Annotated in this window: 24 protein-coding genes; 12 read left to right on the forward strand and 12 right to left on the reverse strand. The window is 68.9% G+C overall.

Annotation, left to right across the window (positions count from 1 at the left end; translation table 11 throughout):
- Positions 1 to 238 precede the first annotated feature (238 nt).
- The gene (locus ACFOWZ_RS45060) at positions 239 to 832 is read left to right on the forward strand and encodes a DUF2537 domain-containing protein (protein ID WP_382380393.1); all 594 of its coding nucleotides are present in this window, start codon (positions 239 to 241) and stop codon (positions 830 to 832) included.
- On the opposite strand, the gene ACFOWZ_RS45065 is transcribed toward ACFOWZ_RS45060, so the two are convergent.
- On the reverse strand, positions 829 to 1,620 hold the full coding sequence (locus ACFOWZ_RS45065) for a TrmH family RNA methyltransferase (RefSeq protein WP_382380395.1): 792 nt from the start codon (positions 1,618 to 1,620) through the stop codon (positions 829 to 831). The two genes, ACFOWZ_RS45060 and ACFOWZ_RS45065, sit on opposite strands and share 4 nt — an antisense overlap.
- 210 nt (positions 1,621 to 1,830) lie before the next feature.
- Between ACFOWZ_RS45065 and ACFOWZ_RS45070 the strand changes: the two genes are divergently transcribed.
- Positions 1,831 to 3,327 carry a glutamate--cysteine ligase gene (locus tag ACFOWZ_RS45070; RefSeq protein ID WP_382380397.1) on the forward strand — a complete coding sequence of 499 codons (1,497 nt, stop codon included), beginning with the start codon at positions 1,831 to 1,833 and terminating at the stop codon, positions 3,325 to 3,327.
- A 4-nt stretch (positions 3,328 to 3,331) separates the two neighbouring features.
- On the opposite strand, the gene ACFOWZ_RS45075 is transcribed toward ACFOWZ_RS45070, so the two are convergent.
- The 4 genes from ACFOWZ_RS45075 to ACFOWZ_RS45090 are packed head-to-tail and all read right to left on the reverse strand — an operon-like array spanning position 3,332 to position 7,527.
- Positions 3,332 to 4,186, reverse strand: a complete 855-nt coding sequence (locus ACFOWZ_RS45075; protein ID WP_382380399.1) for a hypothetical protein — start codon at positions 4,184 to 4,186, stop codon at positions 3,332 to 3,334.
- A complete protein-coding gene (locus ACFOWZ_RS45080; RefSeq protein ID WP_382380401.1) occupies positions 4,183 to 5,406 on the reverse strand; it encodes a penicillin-binding transpeptidase domain-containing protein in 1,224 nt (407 codons plus the stop codon). The genes ACFOWZ_RS45075 and ACFOWZ_RS45080 overlap by 4 nt, the downstream gene beginning before the upstream one ends.
- Before the next feature lie 38 nt (positions 5,407 to 5,444).
- Positions 5,445 to 5,855 (reverse strand): hypothetical protein, encoded by a 411-nt coding sequence (locus ACFOWZ_RS45085; protein ID WP_030467775.1) that lies wholly within the window; start codon positions 5,853 to 5,855, stop codon positions 5,445 to 5,447.
- 4 nt (positions 5,856 to 5,859) lie between these two features.
- Positions 5,860 to 7,527, reverse strand: coding sequence for an ABC-F family ATP-binding cassette domain-containing protein (locus ACFOWZ_RS45090; RefSeq protein ID WP_382380403.1), 1,668 nt, complete (start codon positions 7,525 to 7,527; stop codon positions 5,860 to 5,862).
- Positions 7,528 to 7,618: 91 nt separating this feature from the next.
- On the opposite strand from ACFOWZ_RS45090, the gene ACFOWZ_RS45095 reads away from it, so the two are divergent.
- Positions 7,619 to 8,239, forward strand: a complete 621-nt coding sequence (locus tag ACFOWZ_RS45095; protein WP_382380405.1) for a superoxide dismutase — start codon at positions 7,619 to 7,621, stop codon at positions 8,237 to 8,239.
- A gap of 126 nt (positions 8,240 to 8,365) precedes the next feature.
- Here the strand turns inward: ACFOWZ_RS45095 and ACFOWZ_RS45100 are convergent, their stop codons facing one another.
- Positions 8,366 to 9,130 (reverse strand): ABC transporter permease, encoded by a 765-nt coding sequence (locus tag ACFOWZ_RS45100; RefSeq protein ID WP_382380407.1) that lies wholly within the window; start codon positions 9,128 to 9,130, stop codon positions 8,366 to 8,368.
- A gap of 258 nt (positions 9,131 to 9,388) precedes the next feature.
- Between ACFOWZ_RS45100 and ACFOWZ_RS45105 the strand changes: the two genes are divergently transcribed.
- Complete coding sequence (locus ACFOWZ_RS45105) at positions 9,389 to 9,937, forward strand: hypothetical protein (RefSeq protein ID WP_382380409.1); 549 nt, start codon at positions 9,389 to 9,391, stop codon at positions 9,935 to 9,937.
- A 99-nt stretch (positions 9,938 to 10,036) separates the two neighbouring features.
- Here the strand turns inward: ACFOWZ_RS45105 and ACFOWZ_RS45110 are convergent, their stop codons facing one another.
- Complete coding sequence (locus ACFOWZ_RS45110) at positions 10,037 to 10,300, reverse strand: DUF2530 domain-containing protein (RefSeq protein ID WP_030467778.1); 264 nt, start codon at positions 10,298 to 10,300, stop codon at positions 10,037 to 10,039.
- A 16-nt stretch (positions 10,301 to 10,316) separates the two neighbouring features.
- Here ACFOWZ_RS45110 and ACFOWZ_RS45115 point away from each other — a divergent pair, with 16 nt between their 5' ends.
- From ACFOWZ_RS45115 to ACFOWZ_RS45125, 3 genes are read left to right on the forward strand one after another with little or no spacing between them, the layout of a single operon-like run.
- Positions 10,317 to 11,750 carry an NCS2 family permease gene (locus tag ACFOWZ_RS45115; protein WP_382380411.1) on the forward strand — a complete coding sequence of 478 codons (1,434 nt, stop codon included), beginning with the start codon at positions 10,317 to 10,319 and terminating at the stop codon, positions 11,748 to 11,750.
- A gap of 40 nt (positions 11,751 to 11,790) precedes the next feature.
- Positions 11,791 to 12,216, forward strand: a complete 426-nt coding sequence (locus ACFOWZ_RS45120; RefSeq protein WP_030467780.1) for a MarR family winged helix-turn-helix transcriptional regulator — start codon at positions 11,791 to 11,793, stop codon at positions 12,214 to 12,216.
- A 58-nt stretch (positions 12,217 to 12,274) separates the two neighbouring features.
- Positions 12,275 to 13,534, forward strand: a complete 1,260-nt coding sequence (locus tag ACFOWZ_RS45125) for an MFS transporter (protein ID WP_382380413.1) — start codon at positions 12,275 to 12,277, stop codon at positions 13,532 to 13,534.
- Positions 13,535 to 13,787: 253 nt separating this feature from the next.
- Here the strand turns inward: ACFOWZ_RS45125 and ACFOWZ_RS45130 are convergent, their stop codons facing one another.
- Both ACFOWZ_RS45130 and ACFOWZ_RS45135 read right to left on the reverse strand, forming a co-directional pair.
- Positions 13,788 to 16,562 carry a sacsin N-terminal ATP-binding-like domain-containing protein gene (locus tag ACFOWZ_RS45130; RefSeq protein WP_382380415.1) on the reverse strand — a complete coding sequence of 925 codons (2,775 nt, stop codon included), beginning with the start codon at positions 16,560 to 16,562 and terminating at the stop codon, positions 13,788 to 13,790.
- A complete protein-coding gene (locus ACFOWZ_RS45135; protein ID WP_382380417.1) occupies positions 16,559 to 17,296 on the reverse strand; it encodes a DUF3027 domain-containing protein in 738 nt (245 codons plus the stop codon). The genes ACFOWZ_RS45130 and ACFOWZ_RS45135 overlap by 4 nt, the downstream gene beginning before the upstream one ends.
- Positions 17,297 to 17,354: 58 nt before the next feature.
- Between ACFOWZ_RS45135 and ACFOWZ_RS45140 the strand changes: the two genes are divergently transcribed.
- From ACFOWZ_RS45140 to ACFOWZ_RS45150, 3 genes are read left to right on the forward strand one after another with little or no spacing between them, the layout of a single operon-like run.
- Entirely contained in the window at positions 17,355 to 18,110 is a 756-nt protein-coding gene (locus tag ACFOWZ_RS45140; RefSeq protein ID WP_382380419.1) for a glutaminyl-peptide cyclotransferase, read from the forward strand.
- Positions 18,111 to 18,113: 3 nt separating this feature from the next.
- Entirely contained in the window at positions 18,114 to 19,610 is a 1,497-nt protein-coding gene (locus ACFOWZ_RS45145) for an MFS transporter (RefSeq protein ID WP_382380421.1), read from the forward strand.
- Between the two features lie 10 nt (positions 19,611 to 19,620).
- On the forward strand, positions 19,621 to 20,076 hold the full coding sequence (locus ACFOWZ_RS45150; protein WP_382380423.1) for a DUF2771 family protein: 456 nt from the start codon (positions 19,621 to 19,623) through the stop codon (positions 20,074 to 20,076).
- Here ACFOWZ_RS45150 and ACFOWZ_RS45155 read toward each other — a convergent pair.
- Together ACFOWZ_RS45155 and ACFOWZ_RS45160 are read right to left on the reverse strand one after the other, a co-directional pair.
- Positions 20,073 to 20,657: an HD domain-containing protein gene (locus ACFOWZ_RS45155; protein WP_382380425.1), complete on the reverse strand. Its 585-nt coding sequence runs from the start codon at positions 20,655 to 20,657 to the stop codon at positions 20,073 to 20,075. The genes ACFOWZ_RS45150 and ACFOWZ_RS45155 overlap by 4 nt on opposite strands.
- 13 nt (positions 20,658 to 20,670) lie before the next feature.
- On the reverse strand, positions 20,671 to 21,060 hold the full coding sequence (locus ACFOWZ_RS45160) for a cold-shock protein (RefSeq protein WP_030470853.1): 390 nt from the start codon (positions 21,058 to 21,060) through the stop codon (positions 20,671 to 20,673).
- A gap of 126 nt (positions 21,061 to 21,186) precedes the next feature.
- Between ACFOWZ_RS45160 and ACFOWZ_RS45165 the strand changes: the two genes are divergently transcribed.
- On the forward strand, positions 21,187 to 21,390 hold the full coding sequence (locus ACFOWZ_RS45165; protein WP_382380427.1) for a hypothetical protein: 204 nt from the start codon (positions 21,187 to 21,189) through the stop codon (positions 21,388 to 21,390).
- On the opposite strand, the gene ACFOWZ_RS45170 is transcribed toward ACFOWZ_RS45165, so the two are convergent.
- Complete coding sequence (locus ACFOWZ_RS45170) at positions 21,362 to 21,979, reverse strand: HAD family hydrolase (RefSeq protein WP_382380429.1); 618 nt, start codon at positions 21,977 to 21,979, stop codon at positions 21,362 to 21,364. The two genes, ACFOWZ_RS45165 and ACFOWZ_RS45170, sit on opposite strands and share 29 nt — an antisense overlap.
- A gap of 52 nt (positions 21,980 to 22,031) precedes the next feature.
- On the opposite strand from ACFOWZ_RS45170, the gene ACFOWZ_RS45175 reads away from it, so the two are divergent.
- Positions 22,032 to 22,574 carry a TetR/AcrR family transcriptional regulator gene (locus tag ACFOWZ_RS45175; RefSeq protein WP_382380431.1) on the forward strand — a complete coding sequence of 181 codons (543 nt, stop codon included), beginning with the start codon at positions 22,032 to 22,034 and terminating at the stop codon, positions 22,572 to 22,574.
- Positions 22,575 to 22,588: the final 14 nt, after the last annotated feature.

A 22,588-nucleotide genomic window follows, 5' to 3' on the forward strand; every position in this document is an offset into this window, starting at 1 on the left:
CTGGCGCGAACGCGACCTCACGACTCACGCCGGCGCGATGCCGCTCCGCAGCCGGTGAGCTGAACTGGCCGGTCGCGGCGTTGGCACCCGCTCGCAAGGCGCTCCGGCCGTGGCCTGCTGCTCGGCCGCACTCCCGCCCACAACGCGCTCCCATCTCACCCCGCGACTCGGCCGTACTCCCGCCCCACAGCCGTCCGATAGGTTCTCCGGCGAGGCTCCGGATCACCTAGGAGGGTTCGTGGAGTTGCGAGTCCGGGACGGCCGCGCCGTGCTCGCCGGGGAGGACGAGTCCGGCGAACGCGAGGTCGACCCGCACAGCCTGCCCCTCGGCGCCGACCTGGCCGAGGCTCTGCACGAGTGGGCGAAGGTCGCGGACGCGGTGGTGCGCACCGAGACGCCGGCCGACGGCGTGGCCAGCGCGTTGGTCGCCCGTCGCGGCAAGCAGCTCGCGGGCAGGATCGCGGCGGCCATGAACGCGCCCGTCCGGTACACCGACCCGGTCAGCGGCGAGCTCGTCAGCGTCGAGGCGCCGGAGGAACCGGCCAAGCCGACCGAGCCCGAAGCCGAGGAACCCGAGCCGACGCCGTGGGGCACCGGGCTCACCGTCAGCGTCATCACGGCGGCGATCGTCACGGTGACCGTGGTGTCGCTGTCACTGGGCCTCGGCGAGACCAGCAGGTGGCTCGCGCTCGTCGCGAACGTGCTGGTCGTCGGCGGTCTCGCGCCCAGCGTGTGGCTCGGCCGCAAGGTGCCGGTGTGGCGCTGGGTCGCGTACGGCGTGGTCACCGGGGTGCTGGTCGCCTGGATCGCGCTGATCCTGACGTTGCTCTAAAGCAGGGCGTAGAACGCCACCGCGCCGGCGGTGGCCACGTTCAGCGAATCCACTCCGGACGACATGGGGATCCGCACCGCCACGTCCGCCGCGGAGATCGCCTCCTCCGTGAGCCCCGGCCCCTCCGAGCCGAGCAGGACGGCGACCCTGCGGCCGCGCAGACCCGCGTCCGCGAGGTGCAGGGCGGAGGGGCGCGGCGTCAGAGCGGCAACTGTGAACCCCTTGTGCCGCAACATGTTCAGCGCCGCGGGCCACTCATCCGTGCTAGCGAACGGCACGCGCAGCACGTGGCCCATGGACACCCGCACACTGCGTCGATACAGCGGATCGCTGCAGCCGGGGCCCAGCAGGACACCGTCCACGCCCAGCGCGGCGGCGTTGCGGAAGATCGAGCCCAGGTTCTCGTGGTCGCCGACGCCCTCCAGCACGGCGAGGCGCTGAGCACCCGAGACCAGCTCGTCGAACGACACCGCGGGGGCGCGGTCTGCCGCCGCCAGCACGCCCCGGTTCAGGTGGAAGCCGACAACGGACGCCATCACCTCCGCCGATGTGACGTACGCTGGAACGTCCAGGTCAGAAAGGTCCAGGGCCTCGATTCGCCGCCTCACCCCGAGCAGGCCGCGGATCGGGTACGGCGAGGTCAGCATGCGTTCCACGACCACGACACCCTCGGCGATGACGAGACCGCGTCCTCCCGGTCGGTCAGGCCTGCGATCGGCCGTCGAGAGGTCGCGGAAGTCGTCCAACCTCGGATCGGCCGGGTCGTTGATCTCGATCACCTTCGCCACGCCGGAAGTTTCGCATCCGGCCGGATGTGGAACAGGCGAGGTAGTCCGGAGGGCGGAACCGCGCACGCCCGACCAGCGGATGATCGCTGGTTGTTACCTCCACGTGACAGAGAGCACCGTTTTGGGCGATGTATAGGAGGTTTCCGCTGTGTCACGTTTGGCGTTCCGCCTGGCCCGCGCCCACCGGCGCCGAGCGAAGGGGTTAGCGGCATGGGAAGCGAAGTGTCCAGCCGCACGTTCACCAGAGACGACCGCCAGCGCTATCGCGAGAAGATGCAGCGGAGTCTCGACGCATTGGCCACGATGCTGGCCGAAGACACATTTTCCTTTCCCCGTCGGCAGATGGGGCTCGAAATCGAGCTGAACCTCGTCGACGACGCGATGCGGCCGGCGATGGCGAACTCGGAGGTGCTCGAGAAGATCGACGATCCCTCGTACACGCTCGAGCTGGGACAGCAGAACCTGGAGATCAACGTCCCACCGCGCGAGCTGGCCGGGGGCGAGATGCTTGGCCTGGAAGAGGAACTGCGCACATCGCTCGACAGCGCGGACTCCAAGGCCCACGACGTCGGCGCCAACCTCGCCATGATCGGCGTGCTGCCGACGTTGCGGGAGAGGCACTTCGACCGCAAGTGGCTCTCCGACTCGCCGAGGTACGCGCTCCTCAACGACACCATCTTCGCCGCACGCGGCGAGGAGATGGTGCTGCAGATGGAAGGTCCGGCGATGCCGGGCAGAGGGCCGGAGAAGCTCCTGAGCTACGCGGAGTCGATCCTGCCGGAGGCCGCCTGCACGTCCGTGCAGCTGCACCTGCAGGTCGAGCCGACGAACTTCGCCTCGCACTGGAACGCCGCACAGTGCCTGGCAGGGGTTCAGGTCGCGATCGCCGCGAACTCCGCCTTCCTGCTGGGCAAGGCGCTCTGGCACGAGACCCGGATCCCGTTGTTCCAGCAGGCGACCGACACCCGCCCGGACGAGCTGAAGAACCAGGGCGTCCGCCCGCGGGTGTGGTTCGGTGAACGGTGGATCACGTCGATCTTCGACCTGTTCGAGGAGAACGTGCGCTACTTCCCCAGCCTGCTGCCCGAAACCGACGACGAGGACCCGTTGGAGACCCTCGAAGCCGGTGGTGCGCCTCGTCTTTCGGAGCTGCGCCTGCACAACGGCACCATCTGGCGCTGGAACCGCCCCGTCTACGACGTCGTCGACGGTGTGCCGCACCTGCGCGTGGAGAACCGCGTCCTGCCCGCGGGCCCGACGGTCCTCGACACGATGGCCAACGCGGCGTTCTTCTACGGCACCCAGCGCGCCCTCACCGCCCAGGAACGTCCACTGTGGACGCAGATGTCGTTCCAGGCGGCCGAGGAGAACCTCTACACCGGCGCCAGGCACGGCATGAACGCCCAGCTGTACTGGCCGGGCATCGGCTGGATCCCGCCGGATGAGCTGGTGCTGCGGCGCCTGCTGCCGATGGCGCACGAGGGCCTGCGCGACTGCGGCGTCTCCGACGAGGCCCGTGAGCGCTACCTCGGCGTGATCGAGCAGCGCTGCCTCGCGCGGCGCACCGGGTCGTCGTGGCAGCGGGAAACCGTTGCGCTGCTTGAGGAACGCGGCATGGCCAGGGAAGCGGCCCTGACCGGGATGCTCAAGCGCTACATGGAGCTGATGCACGGCGGCGAACCCGTGCACACGTGGCACGTCGGCTGACCGGCTAGTCCGTCAGTTCCGCCACGAGCTCCTGCCAGATCGCCGCGGACAGACCGGCGTCAACGTCGCCGCCGGTCTCGTCCACCAGCACCGTGACGGCCAGCTGCGGTGTGTAGCCGACCGCCCACGGGAACGCGTCCGGCACGCACGCAACACCGTTGCAGGCGGGATTTTCCTTCAGCGCCAAGGTGACCCGATCGGCGACATCGTTGCCGAAGACAGACTTCTCCGCGTCGGAGGCCTGGTACAACGACGAACCGTCCGCGCCCGTGACCGACGCGACGAAGTGCGCCCTGCGCTGGACTCCTCCTGCGGCGAAGGTCGCGTACGCGGCGGTCACGTCGAGCGGCCGCATCCGCGCCTGCACGAGATTCGGTGCGTCCGCCCGCGCGAACGGCTCGGCGAGTTCCGGAACCGTCTCCTGTTGCTCATCCGCCAGGTTGGTCCGGTCTCGGTTCGGACCCGGAACGTAGGCCAGCACACCGCCCGACGCGGGGTCGATGGCCGTCACGGTCGCACTCAGCCTCTGGTTCGGGGCGACCAACCGTCCGACGACGGTGGCGGAGACGGTCTCAATCCTGGCGTCGATCGTCGTGCGCACCACCCCGCCGACGACCTTGAGCTCGTCCAGCGGCAGGTTGGCCGCGTGCAGCTCAGCCGACACGAGCTTCACGAGCTCCGGCCGCACCATGCCTTCTTCGGCAGTGCTCCACAGCTTCGACCCGTCCGCGTACTGGACGACGACCTCCTTCGGTGCCGGAGGAGGCGGCACCGGCGCCGCGGGCCGTTGCCACACCACGTAGCCGACGATCGCCGCGACGATCGTGACCGCACCCAGCACAGGAGAGAAGCGCTTCATGACTGGAGCTGCTCCACGAACTTCTGCCAGATGGTCCTGGGGAGACCGGCACCCGAGATCGGGACACCGGCCGCGTCCTGCGCCGGTTTCGCATCGTCCGCGTTGCCGACCATCACCGTGACGGCCATCCGATCGGTGTACCCGACGGTCCAGGCGTGCTTGGTCTCGGCGCTCTGCCCCCACTCGTACTGACCGGCACGGCACACCGCGCCCGGACACTGCGTGCTCTCCTTCAACACGGTGGTGACCTGGGTCGAGATCTCCTTGCTCCGTGCGGGATCCGCGTCGAAGGCGGAGGTGGCGGCGTCGACCGCCCGGTACAGCAGATCGCCGCTCTCGCCGGTCACCTTGGCGATGAAGTGCGTCCTGCGGTGCGTTCCTTCCGCCGCGAACGTCGCGTACACCGTCGTCAGGTCGAGCGGCCGCATCGCCGCCAGGCTCGAGCCGATTCCGACGCCGGCGTTCGGGGTGCCGCCGTCCTCGCCCACGAGCAGCTTCTTCGTGACGTCCTTCAGGACAACGCTTTCCGGCACGCCCGCCTGGCGGGCGGCGGTCACGGTCTTGGTGATCCCGGCCTCGTTGACGACCAGGTCGTACATGGCGACGTTGCTGGACTTCACGAGAGCGTCGCGCACGGTGCAGCGTTCGCCGCACTCCGCTTTGTCCGTGACTGCCACACCGTAGAAGTTGCGCGGTGCCCTGCCGTCGAACGCCCGGTCCAGCTTCACTCCGGCCTGAAGCCCGGCGACGACGCCGATCGGGAAGAACGCCGATCCCGGCTCCTTCAGCACCCCGCCCGCGTAGTCGACCGCGGAGTCGGTGCCCGGCACGTAGGCCACCACGCCGCCCGTCGCCGGATCAACAGCCGTCAACGAGTACAGCAGCGTGCCGGGCTGGGCCTTGGCGATCGCCTCGACCGCGGAAGTGCCCGCGGCCTGCGCCTTCGGATCGACGGTCGTCGCCACGACCCCGCCGACCTGCCGGAGCTGGTCGGGCAGGATGGACACCTGCTGACGCAGTTCCGCGAGCACCTGCTGGACGAGCGGTGACTTCGGCTCGCCATCCTTGCTGCTGTACATCGGCGACCCGTCGGCGTACTGCACGACGAAGTCCTTGCGCGGCGGCGGAGGTGGCGCCACGTCCGGCCGTTGCCACACCACCACCGCGACAACGGCACCGACCAGCACGAGCGCGCCCAGAACGGGCAGCAGGCGTTTCACAGAACTCCCCCAGAGTCACGTTCCCCCGGGGGTTGAATCTAGCGGCGGCGTCCAGCCTTCAGGGGCGCGACGTCCGCACCGTCGTGGGAGATCCGGCACTCGTCGGGCGTCACGGCCTCGACCGCCAGCGTCAGCTCGCCCTTCACGCCGGTGTAGATCGACTCACCGCGCGACGCGAGCGACGCGTGCACCCGGTTCGAGTCGGTGAAGTCACGCTCGTCCTTCACGCGCTTCTTGCCCGTCTCCTCCGGACGCGTCGCGCTGCGCAGGTTGACCTCCAGCCACGCCGCTACCTCGGCCGGCGAGGTCAGCACCTCCTCGGGCGTGCGCTCGAGCCGGACCTGCCGAGGAGAAGCGTGGTCGAGCGATGTGTGTTCCACATAGGCGTGCCAGTGGGTGTTGCGCATCGACCAGGTCTGTTCGACCGGCCAGTCCTCCTCGGTGGTCATGCTCCTATCTTCCACCCTTAACACGAGGAAACGTGAGGAGGTCGCGCACGTTGATCTCGTGATCCACCCGCACGGCCGATGCGAGCCGCCGATCGTGCGTGACCAGCAGCAACGTTCCCTCGTACGTGTCCAGCGCCTGCTCCAGCTGTTCGATCGCCGGCAGATCGAGGTGGTTCGTCGGTTCGTCGAGCACCAAACAGGTCGTGCCCCGCGCCTGCAGCAGAGCGAGGCCCGCACGGGTTCGTTCACCCGGCGACAGCTCCCGCGCCGGCCGGAGCACGGTGTCCGCGCCCAGCCGGAACTTCGCCAGCAGCGTGCGCACCTCGACGTCCTGCATCCCGGTCGCGTCCGCCACGATCCGCAACGCCGACTGGTCGCTCGCGAACTCGGCCCGCAACTGGTCGATCTCGCCCACCACCACGCCGGGCCCCATCGAGCGGTCACCCCATCGCCGCTGCGACCGGACGTCACAGTCCAGTGGGATGCGTCCGAGCAGCGCGCCGAGCAACGTCGACTTGCCGGAGCCGTTCGGCCCGGTGATCCGCCAGCGCTCCCCCGCGCCGATCGTGAGGTCGATCGGCCCGAGCGTCACGTCGCCGCGGCTGACCACCGCGTGCCGCAACGTGAACGCGACCGAGCTGCCCCGCCCGGCCGACGGCAGCGTGAGCCGCAGCTGCCACGCCTCGCGCGGCTCCTCGACCTCCTCCAGCCCGGCCAGCTGACGGTCCACAACGGACGCTTTCGCCGTCAGGTTCTCGGCTGCCTGCGCACGCCCCGCACGGACGTTCTTGTCCGGTTCGTCGTTGCGCGCCTTGGCGCTGTTCGCCCGCCGCACGCCCTGCCGCGACCACTCCTTGACCTGACGGCTGCGCTGCACCAGCGAGTCGCGCTTGGCCGCGTACGCCTCGTACTCCTCCTGCGCGCGACGGCCCGCGTTCGCCTTCTCCTCGACGTAGGCGTCCCAGCCGCCACCGAACACGGTGATGCGGTGGGAGAAATCGTCGAGCTCGGCGATCGCGGTCGTGGTGCGCGCGAGGAACTCCCGGTCGTGGCTCACCAGCACGATCGCGCCGGAGTACCCCTGGACGTGGGACTCCAGGACGTCGAGGCCGGTGGCGTCGAGGTCGTTGGTCGGCTCGTCGAGCAGCAGCACGTCCGCACGGGTCAGCAGCACCGCGGCCAGCCTCAGCCGCGCCTGCTGACCACCCGACAGCTCGTCGGGCCCGCGCCCGTCGAGGAGGTCGGCGCCGAGCCCCAGGCGTTCGCAGACGGCGTCCGCGCGTTCGTCGAAGTCACCGGCACCGATCGCGGTCCAGTGGTCGAGGGCGTCCGGGTAGTCGTCACCGCCGCCCTCGCCGAGCGCTTCGGCCGCGCGTTGCAGCCACTGCTCGGCCTGCGCGACGCCGGTGCGGCGGGCCAGGTGGTCGCGAAGGGACTCTCCGGCGACGTGGAGGGTCTCCTGCGTCAGGTGCGCGACCGTCCCGGTGACCAAGACGGATCCGGTCTCGGGCTGGAGCTCACCGGAGAGCAGCCGGAGCAACGTGGACTTGCCGACGCCGTTGGGCGCGATCAGGCCGACGCGGTCACCAGGCGAAACATCGAAATCAACCTCCGAGATCACGGTCCTCGGACCGAACGACAGCGAAACACCCCTTGCTGTCAGCACGGACACGCTTCCGACGCTACGTGCCTCCGCAACTGGTTTACTCGGCCTTGTTGCTAGTAAGTTGCAAGAACCAAGAGATTGCAATTGGGGAGATGTCATGGGCCAGTACGTGCTGCCGGATCTCGACTACGACTACGGCGACCTCGAGCCGGCGATCATCGGCGAGATCAACGAGCTGCACCACGGCAAGCACCACGCGGCGTACGTGAAGGGCGCGAACGACACGCTGGAGCAGATCGAGGAAGCCAGGGACCGCGAGAACTTCGGCGGGATCGTCGGCCTGGAGACCACGCTCGCGTTCCACCTGGCGGGCCACGCGCTGCACCAGGTGTGGTGGAAGAACCTGTCGCCCAACGGCGGCGACAAGCCGGTCGGCGAGCTCGCGGCCGCGATCGACGAGCACTTCGGCTCGTTCGACAAGTTCCGCGCCCAGCTCAACGCCGCCGCGTCGTCGATCCAGGGCTCCGGCTGGGGCATCCTCGCGTGGGAGCCGGTCGGCCAGAAGCTGATCACGCAGCAGCTCAAGGACCACCACTCGAACCTGTCGATCGCGACGACCCCGCTGCTCGCGTTCGACATCTGGGAGCACGCGTACTACCTGCAGTACCGCAACCTGAAGGCCGACTACATCTCGGCGCTGTGGAACGTCGTCAACTGGGAGGACGTCTCGGCGCGCTTCGAGGCCGCACGAGCGGGCCGCAACGGCCTGCAGCTCTGACTTCGGCGGTGGGTGCTCCGACAAAGCTTCCCGCCCGCCGAAAACGACGAGGCCCCCGCTCTGCCCAGAGCGGGGGCCTCGTCCGTTCCCGAACTGACTGCCGCTCCCACCACGAAGCGACGAGACTTAGGTTAGCCTAACTTCGCCTGCTTGGGAAGCCCTCCTGATCAGTCCCCTCGCGACCAGTTCGACGACCGTCGCGACAGCCGCCACCTCCACGGCGAGCAGAGCGAGCAGGACCACGAGTTGTAGTGCGCCGGCCTGCCAAACGGGAGCCCCTCCCAGCAGCATGCCCACAAAAGCACCCGGAAGAGTGACAAGGCCGACCGTCCTGGTCTGGTCGAGAGGCGGCAGCAACGCCTCCGCAGCCGGCCGTCGGATGACCAGACGAACCGCCGTCGGCTCCAGGAAGCCCAACGCCAGAGCGGCCTCGTACTCCCCGTGGCGGTCGCGAAGGGAGTCGAGCGCTCGCCGTGCCGAAAGCGTCGTGGCGGTCATGGCACCGCCGATCAGGATGCCGCCCACCGGGATGAGGGCGATGCCCTCGATCGGGAGCAGCCCGATGCCGATCAGCAGCCCGAGCGACGGCACCGTGCCGATCAGGATGGCCGGCGCCACCCAGACACCCTTCCACCCGGTCCCGGTGCGGCGGGCCGACGTCGCGGTGGCCACGACGGCCATGAGGACGAGGAACAGGGCGGTGAGGCCGAGGTGCGTCAGGACCAACGTGATCACGGCGCTCACGGCCGCGAGTTGCAGCACGGCCCGGACGGCGGCCTTGAGGAACGGTGTCGGCGTGGTGAGGCCGGTGAACCAGGCGGTGGCGCCCGCGGCCGCGGTGAAGAACACGCAGACGATCAGCAGCCGGACCCAGTCGGTGGCGTCGATCATGGCCGTGATCACACCCGATCACGCAGCTGCCAACAAGTTCGGGACTGTTGGGTGAGCCTCGACGAGGTGCAGTGATGCGTTCGGTGTTCCGGCACGCCGGACCTGATGTCGTGGCCGATGCCCCTAATACCCATCTTTTTGCGCGCACTACCCACTCAAATGCGTTACCCGTTGTTCCGGGTTGTTTCCGCCGTGAGGATTCGTCCCGAGCCGCGGAACTCTGTGGTGTACAGATCTCACGAAATGGACTCAACCGGCATGAAGAAGCTCGTTGTCAGGGCCAGGGGTGCGATGGCCCTGGTGCTCGCAGCCTCCGGACTCGCCCTCGGCCTGGGTGTCGCCGTCCCCGGTGCCGCTTCGGCTCAGACACCGCCGCCCCCGCCGCCGCCGCCGGTCCAAGGCAACTCTCACCACGTCCAGATGCCGCCGAACCACATGTCGAGGGCCATCGACTTCTGGCACGACATGCACTGGCCGAACTGGCGCAACATCGGCGACCGGGAGTGGTTCGAAGGCAACCGGTACCAGGATCCGCGCACGGGACGAGACGTGCACGAGCTCGTGTTCACCGGTGGCCGGTACTACGACCGTGACGGCCGGCTCATGTCGTTCATGAACAGCGGGCAGGGCCCCAGTTCCAGCTACACGGGCACCTTCCAGGAATACAACACGACCATCTACAACCAGCCGGTGGACGACTCCGTGCCCAGGCGCAACGTCTACCGGATCGTCCGGGCGATCGGCACCGGCGACATGTTCTGGACCGACGACCACTACGCGTCGTTCCACTACATGGGCCGGGGCTGACCAGCTCTCGAAGGGGTGTGACCGCCATGCCGGCGGTCACACCCCTTTGTCGGTGATGGATGAGGCACGTACAACAGCCCGCCGCCCGAAACTGACGGACTAGGCGTCTTCGAGGCCCTGCTGGGCGGTACGTGACCCTCGCCTCGCGGCCCGGCGTTGCCAGTAGAACACTCCGTAGCCGATGATCCCGAGCAGACCGCCGGACAAGGTCGTCCAGAGCAGGGTGCTGTTCGAGCGGTCGACGACGAGTACGACCAGAAATCCGAGGAACCACAACGCGGTACCACCCAGCACGACCGGCACGGGGTCGGCCAGCCGATGCGGCAGCGGCGGCGGGTGAGGGGCGGAGTCGCGTTCGGACACATCGTTAGGAGACCAGATGCTGGACGGGTTCTTCAAGATTTCCGACCGCGGGTCGACCGTGGCGCGGGAGGTGCGCGGCGGCGTCGTGACGTTCTTCACGATGGCCTACATCGTCGTGCTGAACCCGCTGATCATCGGCAGCTTCGCGCCGACGGGTCCCGGCGCGCACCCGGACGTGCTCGGCAACATCCTCCCGGTCGGCCAGGTGGCCGCGGTGACGGCGCTGGTCGCCGGCGTGATGACCATCCTCTTCGGACTGATCGCGAACTACCCGTTCGCGCTGGCCACGGGTCTCGGCATCAACTCGTTCGTCGCGGTCTCCGTCGCGGCCAAGGTCTCCTGGCCGGAGGCGATGGGCCTCGTCCTCGTCAACGGCCTCGTCGTGCTCCTGCTGGTCCTCACCGGCGTGCGGACCGCGGTGTTCAACGCCGTGCCGAACGAGCTGAAGGCCGCGATCGCGGTCGGCATCGGCCTGTTCATCACGTTCATCGGCCTGGTCGACGCCGGCTTCGTGCGCCGCCTGCCCGACGCCGCGAACACCACCGTCCCGGTCGGCCTCGGCATCAACGGGTCGATCGCGAGCTGGCCGACGCTCGTCTTCGTGGTGGGCCTGGTGGTCACGGGCGTGCTGTTCGCGCGCAGGATCAAGGGCGCGATCCTCATCGGCATCGTCGCGACGGCGATCTTCGCGATCGTCCTCGAGGCGATCGTGAAGGCGGGCCCGTCGGCGGGCGTCAACGCCAAGGGCTGGAACCTCGGCTACCCGGCCCTGCCCGACAAGGTCTTCGGCGTCCCGGACCTGTCCCTGCTGGGCGACGTGTCGTTCGGCGCCTGGACCCGCCTCCCCGCACTCGCCGCCGCGTTGATCGTCTTCACGCTCGTCCTGACCGACTTCTTCGACACCGTCGGCACGATGACCGGCCTGGGCAAGGAAGCGGACCTGATCGACAAGGACGGCCAGCTCCCGAACGTCAGCAAGGCCCTGTTCGTCGACGGCCTCGGCGCCGTGGCCGGCGGCGCCGCGTCGAGCTCGTCGAACACCGTCTACATCGAGTCCGCCTCCGGCATCGCCGAGGGCGCCCGCACGGGCCTCGCCAACGTCGTGACGGGCGTGCTGTTCCTGCTCGCGATGTTCTTCACCCCGCTCTACGAGGTGGTCCCGATCGAGGCCGCCGCCCCCGCGCTGGTGATCGTCGGCGCGCTGATGATGATGCAGATCCGCGAGATCGACTTCAGCGACTTCTCCGTGGCCCTCCCCGCCTTCCTGACCATCGTGGTCATGCCGTTCACCTACTCGATCGCGAACGGCATCGGCGCGGGCTTCGTCAGCTACGTCCTGCTCAAGGCCCTGACGGGCAAGGCCCGCACCGTCCACCCCCTGATGTGGATCGTGGCGACAGCATTCGTCGTCTACTTCGCACTGGGACCGATCCAGAGCCTGCTCAACTGACCTTTCGGCAGGAAACTATTTCGTGAGGTATGCTAACTACGTGGCGACCGAAGAGCACGGACTGGCGAGCAGGCTGAGGCTTGCCGTGGTTCGCCTCAACCGTCGCCTGAGGGCCCAGCGCACCAACTCGTCGGTGTCGCTGACGCAGGTGTCCGCGCTGTCCACACTGCACAAGTGCGGCCCGCTGACCCCGGGCGAACTGGCGGCCAAGGAAGGCGTCCAACCCCCTTCCATGACGAGGGTGATCGCCGCCCTGGAGGAGTTCGGCTTCGCAACGCGCAGCCCACACCCCACCGACGGCCGTCAAGCCATCGTCGAGCTGACCGGCGAAGGCTTGTCGTACCTGCAGGACGAGATCACCGCGCGCGAAGCGTGGCTGGACAAGAGGCTCGCCGAGCTGGAACCCGACGAACGGGAACTGCTCTCGCGCGCCGCCGAGATCATCGACAGGATGGCGGGGCAGTAAGGACGTGTCGGGTTACGCGGGTGGTGGAGCAGACAGTTCGCCACCTCGTCGTACCGGAATGTTCTCTTCGCTTCGCATATACAACTACCGCCTCTACGCCTCCGGCCAGATCATCTCGCTGGTAGGCGTCTGGATGCAGCGAGTGGCCCAGGACTGGCTGGTCCTGGAACTCTCCAACGGCTCCCCCGTAGCCCTGGGCTTCGCCGCCTCCCTTCAATTCCTCCCAGTCCTCCTGCTCTCCATGTGGGGCGGCGTCCTCGCCGACCGCATGGACAAGCGCAAACTCCTGCTCTGGCTCGAATCGGCTCTGGGCATCTGCGCCCTGGCCCTGGGCCTCCTGGACGTGACCGGCGTGGTCCAGCTCTGGCACGTCTACCTGCTCTGCCTCCTGCTAGGCGCCTTCTCAGCAGTGGAAACCCCAGTGCGCCAGTCCTTCGTGGTCGAAATGGTCGGCCGCGACTCCCTGACCAACGCCGTGGCCATCAACTCGATGATGTTCAACCTGGCCAGAATCATCGGCCCGGCCATCGCAGGCGTGACCATCGTGGCCATCGGCACGGGCTGGGTCTTCCTGGCCAACGCCATCAGCTTCGTAGGCGTAGTAGGCGGCATCTGGCTGATGCGCACAAAACAACTACTACGAGCAGACCCACTCCCCCGCGAAAAGGGCCAACTGCTCTCCGGCCTCCGCTACGTCCGCAGCCGCCCAGACCTGCTGACAGTGATGCTCCTGGTCTTCTTCATCGCCACCTTCGGCATGAACTTCTACATGACCCTGGCCATCATCGCCCGCAACGTCTTCGGCGGCGACGCCGACGCCTACGGCCTCCTCTCAACCCTGATAGCCGTAGGCACGCTCGCAGGCGCCACCCTCGCAGCCAGACGCAAAACCCCGAGACTGAGCGTGTTCATCGGCTCAGGCGTGATCTTCGGCCTGCTGGAGATCATCTCGGGCATGATGCCCACGATGATCCTCACGGGCCTGATGATGATCCCCGTGGGCATCGCGATGATGACCTTCAACACCACCGCCAACGCCACCATCCAACTGGCAGTGGAACCAGAGATGCGCGGCCGGGTGATGGGCATCTACATGCTCGTGTTCCTGGGCGGAAACCCGGTGGGCGGCCCACTGATGGGTTGGCTGGGCGAGATCAACGGCAGAGCCCCGATCATCATCGGCGGAGCCGTATCGATGATCGTGACGATCACGGCCTGGATCATCCTGACGAAGCGCGGCGACATCGAACGCCCGAGGCTGCGACGACGACAAAGGCCAACAGAAACGGCCCCAGAACCCGCAGAGATCGCCAGCTGATCAAGCCGATGCCGCAGGCGAGGCGATGGCGAAGCCGAGCAGCTCGTGTCGGGGCCAACCCTCCCGACCACACGCCCTACGCAACGCGCAGCCGCCCAACGCAACAGGCGTGCCATCAGCCTGCTGACGGCGCTGGCCGGTCTTTGATCAGATTGGCGGGGTAAGGGCAGAGCCCTCAGCTTGAAACAGGAACGCGACACGGCGACGCAACCAACCTGCGGACACGAGCCAGGACGCCGCCGACCCGAACGCGTCAGCCCAACAAAGTCGCCGCCGACGGATCCGTGATCAACGCAGCAAACGTGTGCCGATCAGCCCACCGCCCCGTCACCCAGGCAAGCGCCCGAGCCAGCCCTTCAGGCGTATCGGCAGCATGCGGAACCCCATCCGCCATCCACCACTCGACCCGCTGCCCGTCAACGAACAACGACTCGTGCACGACGACAACGCCGTCGGGCAGCGCGACCTCCAGCAGCTCGCACGCCATCCGCACCGCGGCGAGGTCCTGCCACTGCACGACCTCCCCGACGTGATCCGGCGACCCGTCGAACTCCTCGGAGGCCAGCGCCAGGTCCAGCAGGTCGGCCAGGTCCTCCGACCCGTCCGCGAGCAGCACCCGCGAAGCCGGCACGACTCCGAGCAACCACGGGTGGTCGAGCACCACGACGTCGTCCGCCGCCACGGCCTCACCAGACAGCACCCGGACCCGCTCCGGCGGCGCGAAGTCGCCTTCTGGCAAGGCCGCGTGCGCCCGCAGCACCACGGCGTCCACGATGGTCCGGTCCGGATCGCCGAGCCGCTCCAGGACGAACTCGGCGTCGTCGTCGTCCAAGATCTCCAGCCGAGCCCTCACCCCGGCCGCCCGCAGCACGTGCTCCGGCAGCTCCAGGTCCGGCACGGCGTCGAACAGCCCGTCCAGCAACGAGGCCTCTGGCAGCCTGTACTCCCGCGGCGCCTTCCCTGCGAGCGTCGCGTGCCGGGCGATCCACCAGCCCGTGTACCCGTCGGGTTCGGTCACGGCCCGCCAGGTGATCGGATCGGTGGCCAGCAACCGCAACGCGGCCGGCCAGTCCGCCACCAGGTCCAGATCCCGGACGGCCACCACCCGGCGAGGCTCGTCCGGCACCGACGACCACCACGCCGCCTCGTCCGGCAGGTCGTGATCCGGTCCGGACGGCTCGTCGTCGACCACCACGGAGAACGTGTCGACCACGCCGACCGCGACCAGCGCGGCGCGCGGGTAGGCGTCGGCGATCTCCTTGGACAGCAACGGAAACGCGTCCGCCTCGACCACGCCCACCAGCGCCGAGTCCGGCAGCAGCAGCTCGTCCGCCCGGTGCCACTCACCGGACGCGTCGGGCAGCGCCAGCGCGCCCAGCCACGGTTCCTCGCCCGCGCGCAGCCCGGCGCGGTCCACCAGCCGCAGCACCGTCTCGATCAGGTCTTCGCCGTCGAGCCCGGCTTCGGCGTCCTCCAGCGAGCGCGCGACGTTCTCCCGCAGCGAAGGATCCGCGAGCAGCTCGGCGGCCCCGGCCTCCACCGCACCCAGCCGAACCAGCAACGGATGCACCGCATCCGGATGCACGACCCGCAGCCCGGGCAACGGCTCGTCCGCGATCAGGGTGGTCCGCGGCCCGGTAACAGTGCGCCCATCAGCCAACGGCACCGGCAACGACTGCAGCGCTTCACGAACGTCCGGATCAACCTCGGCAAGAGGCTCGAACGCCGCGTAGACCTCACGCCACCAGCCCGGATCACCCGAGACCCCGGCCAGCGCAGCGACCACCTCGGCCACGGACACCCGCGGAACTTCCAGCGCCGCCAACGCCTTCGCGTGCACCGGCGCCGACAGCTCGGCGTCCAGCAGCCCGGGCAACGCGTCCTCGACCAGCTCGACGAGCTCCTCCGAGCCGACGTCCAGCACACGAGCACGAGCCGGCGCGATCCACTCACCCGAAGCCAGCGGCAGCCACGCAGCAGCACGCAACGACCGCAGCACGGCGTTGCGCAGCCGGTCGTCCACTTCGGACAGCGGGAAACCCGGCAGCGGCACGAGCGCGGTCCGCTCCACCGCGGGCACCCGTGCGATCAGCGACGGGTACAGCTCAGCGGCGGCGTCCAGCACGGACCAGGCGGCGGCGCCCGGCAGGATCCGGCGGCGCGACGGCTCGACCGGCAGGGTCGCGATCAGGCGGGCGGGCAGGGACAGGCGCTCGTCGGTCGGGGTCGGTGCGTGCAGCACGTCCTCGCCCAGCGGGCCGTCCAGCGGGTACGCCCACGACACCGTCCACTGAGGACGGTGCTCGACGCCCTGGACCAGCTCGGCAGGGAGCTCACCGACGGCGCGCTCGACCAGCCAGCGCGACGAGCCGACGGTGACCACGCCGTCCGCGGTCACGAAGCGTTCCCACGACTGGGAGCCGATCTCGATGCGGCGCAGGCCGGGCAACGCCAGCAGCAGGTCGGGGACCTCGGCGGCCAGGTCGTCCAGCGAGACGTCGACCTTCAGCGGCAGCCGGACCTCGGTCGTGAAGCCGTCCGGCACCGACTCGGCACAGGGCCACACCAGGCGCAGCACCGGCACGTCGCCACCGCGCTCGGAAGCGAGCTCCGGCACCTCGGCACGGGTCCGATCGGCGGAGAACTCCACGCCACCCGACGAGGACACCACGCGCGGCGCGTCCGACACGGCCAGGACGGCCGCGAACCCGACACCGAACTGGCCGACCCCGGACTCCTTGGCCGAGGCGCGCAACGACGCCAGCGCCGCGACACCCGCGGCGGTCAGCGGCGCGCCGGTGTTCGCGGCACGCAGCTCGCCGTCGACGAGGGTGATCCGCAACACACCCGGCTCGGCACCCGCCGCGTCGGCGGCGTTCTGGGCGAGCTCGACGAGCAGGCGGTCCCGGTAGCCACCGAGACGAAGATCTTCTTCAGCGTTCGCGTCTTCGCGGAAGCGGGTGGGCGACCCGCGCCACGCGGCGAGGACCGAGGTGCGCAGGGCCTCGGTGCCGAACGGGTCGGTCACTCCGAGACGTCCAGAACGTCCAGCTGCGCGTCGTCGTAGACGAGGTCGGCGACCGGCACCATCGGGCTGATGTCGACCTCGGCCTGCGAGTGCGCGCCGCAGCCGTACTCGACGTGCACGACGTGGCCGTCCGCGGGCGAGATCTCGTTCGCGCACACGCCGAACGCGGCGCCGAACGCGCCGGCCACGCGGGTGTAGAAGCCGCACGTGCCGCAGTGCGCGGGGGCGCTGCGGGCCATGTCGGACTTCGGCCCGAAGTCGGAGGAGACCCAGCGGTCCGCGGCGTCGAGGCGGCCCTCGCGGGACAGCACGCGTGCGCGGCCGAGACCGATCTCCAGCGCGACCTCCTCGACCGCGGGGTCGTCGGACTGCACGTACGCCTCGACCAGGCGCGGGTCGTCTTCACGGGGCGGCAGCAGGTCACCGACGCCGAGGTCGCCGGCGCGGACCCGCTCGCTCCACGGCACCCACTCGGGCGCGACCAGGGCGTCCTGACCGGGCAGCAGCACGACCTCGCTGACCGACACCGGCGTGCCCTCGCCCGCGTAGGCGACGGTCACCGCCCAGTTCCAGCCGCGGTAGCCCGCGTGCTCGGCCTCGAACAGGTGGGTGACGGAGTACTCGTCCTCGCCGTGCACCCCGACGTGAGCGCCGACGCGTTCCACACCTGCCTCTTCCTGCGCAGCGGCGCGGGCGAGATCAACGGCGTCGAGGAGCATCTCAGTCGCGGTCACGTCGTGAATTGTGCCGCAGGTCTTCGCCGGGACGAAAACTCGTGCCACCCTCCGTTGGGTGCGCTCACCCGTCTGGCTGGTCCTCGTCGCGGTTCTGGCCGCCTGCTCGCCCCAGCAAGAAGCAAAACCGCAGGTAGAAGTCCTGCAGAAGATTCCGCACGACACAGCGGCCTTCACCCAGGGGCTGGAACTGGTCGACGGCGTCCTCTACGAGGGCACCGGACTGGAGGGTCAGTCGACGATGCGCGCGCTCGACCCGTCGAGCGGGAACGTGCAGAAGAAAGTCGATCTTCCACCGGACTTCTTCGGCGAGGGCATCACGGTCGTCGGCGACACCATCTGGCAGATCACCTGGCGCAACGGCGTGGCGATCGAACGCGACCGCAAGACGCTGAACGAGGTCCGCCGCGTGAGCTACGAGGGCGAGGGCTGGGGCATCTGCGACGACGGTCAGCGGCTGATCATGAGCGACGGCAGCGCGAAGCTGACCTTCCGCGATCCGAAGTCGTTCAAGGAGACCGGGAACGTCCAGGTCACCCGTGGCGGCAAGCCCCTGACCCAGCTGAACGAGCTGGAGTGCGTCGGCGGCAAGGTCTGGGCGAACGTGTGGAAGACCGACGAGATCGTCCGCATCGATCCCGCGAACGGTCAGGTGACCAACACCTACGACCTGTCCACGCTGAAGCCGACCGGCGAGAACGTCGACGTCCTCAACGGCATCGCGCACGTCCCGGGCACCAACGAGTTCCTGGTCACAGGCAAGAACTGGCCGACCATCTTCCGAGTGAGGTTCAACGGAATGGGGCAGGATTAGTGTGTGACGGGCGACCGCGGGTGGAGTGACGAACCGACTCCGAAGCGCTACCCGTGGCAGGACGACGAGTACCAGCCGCGGGAACGTCGTGGAACCGCGTCCGAACACGGTTTCCAGCCCCCGCCGCGGCGCCCTCAGAACACCCGGCCGCTGCCGAACGAAGATCACCAGACGACGCCCAAGCCGCCGAAGAAGCTCACGGTCACCCGCGTCGCGTGGTTCCGCAGCAAGCAGCTCTCGCAGCAGGCGGTCGCGGCGTTCCGGCGCGCGGCCCACGCCGACGGCGCCAAGAAGTCCGGCATGTCGTCGGTCACCTACGCGGTGATGATGAACTACGCCGCCGACGCCGCGATGGCCGTGGCGCTGGCGAACACGCTGTTCTTCAGCGCCGCCACCGCGGAGTCCAAGACCAAGGTCGCGCTGTACCTGCTGATCACCGTCGCGCCGTTCGCGTTGGTCGCGCCGGTCATCGGGCCGTTGCTCGACAGGATCCAACGTGGACGGCGGCTCGCGCTCGCGGCGTCGTGCGTGCTGCGGATCGTGCTGTCGGTCGTGATGGCGCTGAACTTCGACAACTGGCTGCTGTACCCGGCCGCGCTCGGCAGCATGGTGCTGTCCAAGTCGTTCACCGTCCTCAAGTCCGCGATCACCCCGCGCGTGCTGCCGCCGGAGATCACGCTGTCCAAGACCAACGCCCGGATGACGGTCTTCGGTCTCGCGGCGGGCGCGGTGTTCGGTGCGTTCGCGGCGGGCTTCGCGAAGGTGTTCGGCTCGCCGGGCGCGTTGTGGTTCACCGCGGCGCTGTGCCTGGTGAACGCGTGGCTGTGCATGAAGATCCCGTCGTGGGTCGAGGTGACCGAGGGCGAGGTCCCGGCGACGCTGAGGTCGAGGTCCGCCAAGCAACCCATGTCGCGGCACATCGTCGTCGCGTTGTGGGGCAACGGTTCCATCCGCATGCTGACCGGTTTCCTCACGCTGTTCGCGGCTTTCGTGGTCCGCGCGGAGACCGAGGGCGACGCGGTGCGGCAGCTGCTGCTGCTCGGCGTGATCGCCGGTGCCGCGGGGGCGGGCAGCTTCCTCGGCAACGCGATCGGCGCGCGCCAGCACTTCGGCAAACCGGACGAGGTGGTCATCGCCTGCGTCGCCACGGCACTGGTGGCCACGATCGTCGCCGCGGCGCTGCCGGGCCTGGTCACCGCGGCCGTCGTCGGACTGCTGGGCGCCACTGCGTCGTCGCTCGCGAAGGTCAGCCTGGACGCGGTGATCCAGGACGACCTGCCGGAGGAGTCGCGCGCGTCGGCGTTCGGCCGTTCCGAGACGATCCTGCAGCTCGCGTGGGTCTTCGGCGGCGCGCTCGGCGTGCTGCTGCCCGCGACGTTCTGGGTCGGCTTCCTGGTGCTCGCCGTGCTGCTCGCGGTGGGCCTGACGCAGACGTGGATGTACCGCAACGGAACGTCGTTGCACAGGCTCGTCCGCAGGCCGACCCCAGCGACCCCGTAGGCTGCCTGACGTGCGTCGACTTGCTTCTGTCCTGGCCGCCAGCGTTCTCGTGCTGACGGGGTGCGCGCTGCCCCGCCACTACCCCGAGGTCACGTTCTACGCGAACGGCAAGACCATCCGGGTCGAACCGGCGGTCTACTGCGACCTCAACGGCGACAACTGCGCGGAGCGGGGCAAGCCGGCGCAGCTCAAGGTCCCCGCGGGCAAGGTCGTGCAGATCTCGGTCGACGGCCAGATCGCGAACGGGATCTGGGAAGCCGTGTTCCTCTACCGGGAGGCGAACGGCCAGGAGAAGACCTCGGGCACCAACCTGCTCGGCAAGGGCGAGGACTTCACCTACACGCTCGCCCTGCCGAACAAGACCGACCAGCTGCTGGGCATCGAGATCCACGAGGCGGCCGCGGCGGTCATGCAGACCGGTGAGCCGTTGCTGCGCGGTTTCTGGGCCGTCGAGGTCACCGGCTAGCGCCTGCCGAACGCTTCCCACCACTCGCTGGGCACGATCTTCAGCGCCGATTCCATCAACGCCTTGCCGGTGTCGGTGACCACCGACGCCCGCATGGTCTGGATGAAGCGGTCCATCTTCGTGACACCCGCGGCCTGGTACTCCCTGGCCTGCAACAGCAGTTCGAGCTTGTCCGCGTCACGCGAGCAGCGCGCCTCCGGCGTGAAGTCGTCGCTCTTGGCCGACTCGTGCTCGGCGATCAGCTGCTCGACGTGCGCTGCGAGCGGTGCGGGCAGGTGCCGGACCTGGTCTGCGGCCACGGCTTCCGGCGGCATCTTCACGTCGACGTAGAGCTTGCCGACGTACGGGATGTCGCCGATGCGCGCCTCGGGCACGTCGTGGAACAGACCGAGCGTCGCCGCCCGGTCCGGGTTCGCACCCTCCTGAACGGCGATCGCGTACGCCAGAACGCCCACCCGGAACGAGTGGGCGGCCACCGACTCGGGGTTCTGCACCCCGGCGAACAGCCACCCCGCTCTGGGCAGGCGCTTGAGCTGGCCGACCTCGTAGAGGAACTCGACGATCCGATCCGCATCAGACATGCGGACGATCTTTTTACGGATCGAGGTCCCGCGCCACCGCCCGGACGACCTCGGCGACGAGCTTCATGCTCTTCTTGTCCGACGGGTAGCGGCCGCGGCGCAGGTCGGGCTGCACCTTGTTCTCCAGCAGCTTGATCATGTCCTCGATCAGGCCGTGCAGCTCCTCCGCGGGACGGCGGCGCGCTTCGGCGACCGACGGCTGCGGGTCGATCAGGCGCACCGACAGCGCCTGCGGACCACGACGGCCTTCCGCCATGCCGAACTCGATGCGCTGGCCGGCCTTCAGACCGGTGACGCCGGGGGGCAGCGCGGCTTTGCGGACGTAGACGTCCTCGCCACCGTCCTGGGTGACGAACCCGAAGCCCTTCTCCGTGTCGTACCACTTGACCTTGCCGGTCGGCACCGCGCTCACCATTCCCTAGCTTGAAGCACAACGAACGCGCCCGTGGGCGCACCCAGGACGCGTCCCACCAGAGTAGCGAGAAGACCAGGCGGAAGGCACCTCCGTTAGCGCGACTACCCTGCCGGTATGACCGCTCCGAAGTTGATGCCGCTGGCCATCGGCCTGTTCGCCGTGGGCGTACTGGCGATCATCGCGGTCTTCGTGCTCTTCGCCACGGGCCACAGCGACCTGCCGGTGTGGCTGAACGTGCTCGCGACCTACCTGCCGGCCGTCGGCCTGGGCCTCGGGATCATCGCGGTGATCAGGAAAGCACGCCAGAAGAGGTCCTGAGCCACTCCGGGAACTCCCGCAGGTCCTCCAGGACGACCGCGGCACCCGCCTCGGCCAGTTCCGCCCGCGAGCAGGGCCCCGTCACCACGCCGACGCCCAGCGCACCGGCCGCCGCAGCCCCGCGCATGTCGCCGATGTGATCACCGACGTAGACGGCGGCGCAGTGCAGCTTGAGCGACTCGGCCTTGCCCGTCGACCACAGCTCGCCGTAGAGGTGGTCGACCTCCCAGCCCAGCGCTTCCAGGTGCAGCGCGGCGTTCTTGCGGTACTTGCCCGTCACGACCATGGTCTGGCCGCCGAGCTCTCGCACGCACTGCAACGCGGCGGCCGCACCGGGCAGCGCGACCGTCGCCGGGATCACGACGTCCGGGTAGAGCGTGCGGAAGAGCGACACCATGTCCGGAATCTCGTCCTCGGGCACGCCCATCTCGCGGTAGATCATGTCGAGGGGCGGGCCGAGGTTCGCCGCGAAGTGCTCGCCGTCGAGCTGATGTCCGGTGCGGGTACCCACCTCGTTCATCACGGCCGCCATGCCGGGTCTGGGGTCGATGAGGGTCATGTCGAGGTCGAAGCCCACGGTGAACGGCACAGAAATCAACTCTACGTCTTTACAAAAGCTGTAACTGTGTAAAGGTGGGAGCGTGAGTGACATCACCGAGCTCTTGGTGGACGCGGCAGCCGACCTCCTTGCCGCCCACGGGTTCCACGGGCTGCGCATGATCGAGGTCGCCAGTCGCGCCGGGGTGAGCAGGCAGACCGTCTACAACGAGTTCGGCAACAAGGAGGGGCTCGTCCAGGCTGTCGCGGCCCACCGGACCGAGGAGTACCTCTCCGGGATCGTGACCCGCCTGAAGCAGGACCCGGACCCGTGGGAGGCGATGCGGTCGGCGTTCCGCTTCACCTTCGAGCAGACCGAGAAGGACCGGCTGGTCTCCGCCGTGCTGACCGGGCAGGACGCGGAGGACCTGCTGCCGTTCCTGACGACTCGCGGCCACCCCGTGCTGTTCCACGCGACCGAGGTGGTCGAGCGGCACCTCAGCGAACACTTCCCCGGCAGGCACGTGCGACTCACCGCGGAGACGACCGTGCGGCTCGCCCTGAGCCATCTGCTGATGCCGAGCGGCGATCTCGACAGCGCGATCGACGCGGTCGTCACGGTCGCGAGGGCGACGCTGGAACCCTGACGCCGGGAACGCGG

Source organism: Lentzea rhizosphaerae (genome assembly GCF_042649515.1).
GTDB classification, from domain to species: domain Bacteria; phylum Actinomycetota; class Actinomycetes; order Mycobacteriales; family Pseudonocardiaceae; genus Lentzea; species Lentzea aerocolonigenes.

Coding starts and splice junctions, on each gene's coding strand:
- ACFOWZ_RS45100 (WP_382380407.1), bottom strand. CDS start 9,130: ATGATCGACGCCACCGACTGGGTCCGGCTGCTGATCGTCTGCGTGTTC.
- ACFOWZ_RS45165 (WP_382380427.1), top strand. CDS start 21,187: ATGACCGCTCCGAAGTTGATGCCGCTGGCCATCGGCCTGTTCGCCGTG.
- ACFOWZ_RS45125 (WP_382380413.1), top strand. CDS start 12,275: ATGTTCTCTTCGCTTCGCATATACAACTACCGCCTCTACGCCTCCGGC.
- ACFOWZ_RS45095 (WP_382380405.1), top strand. CDS start 7,619: ATGGGCCAGTACGTGCTGCCGGATCTCGACTACGACTACGGCGACCTC.
- ACFOWZ_RS45105 (WP_382380409.1), top strand. CDS start 9,389: ATGAAGAAGCTCGTTGTCAGGGCCAGGGGTGCGATGGCCCTGGTGCTC.
- ACFOWZ_RS45115 (WP_382380411.1), top strand. CDS start 10,317: ATGCTGGACGGGTTCTTCAAGATTTCCGACCGCGGGTCGACCGTGGCG.
- ACFOWZ_RS45085 (WP_030467775.1), bottom strand. CDS start 5,855: ATGACCACCGAGGAGGACTGGCCGGTCGAACAGACCTGGTCGATGCGC.
- ACFOWZ_RS45070 (WP_382380397.1), top strand. CDS start 1,831: ATGGGAAGCGAAGTGTCCAGCCGCACGTTCACCAGAGACGACCGCCAG.
- ACFOWZ_RS45075 (WP_382380399.1), bottom strand. CDS start 4,186: ATGAAGCGCTTCTCTCCTGTGCTGGGTGCGGTCACGATCGTCGCGGCG.
- ACFOWZ_RS45155 (WP_382380425.1), bottom strand. CDS start 20,657: ATGTCTGATGCGGATCGGATCGTCGAGTTCCTCTACGAGGTCGGCCAG.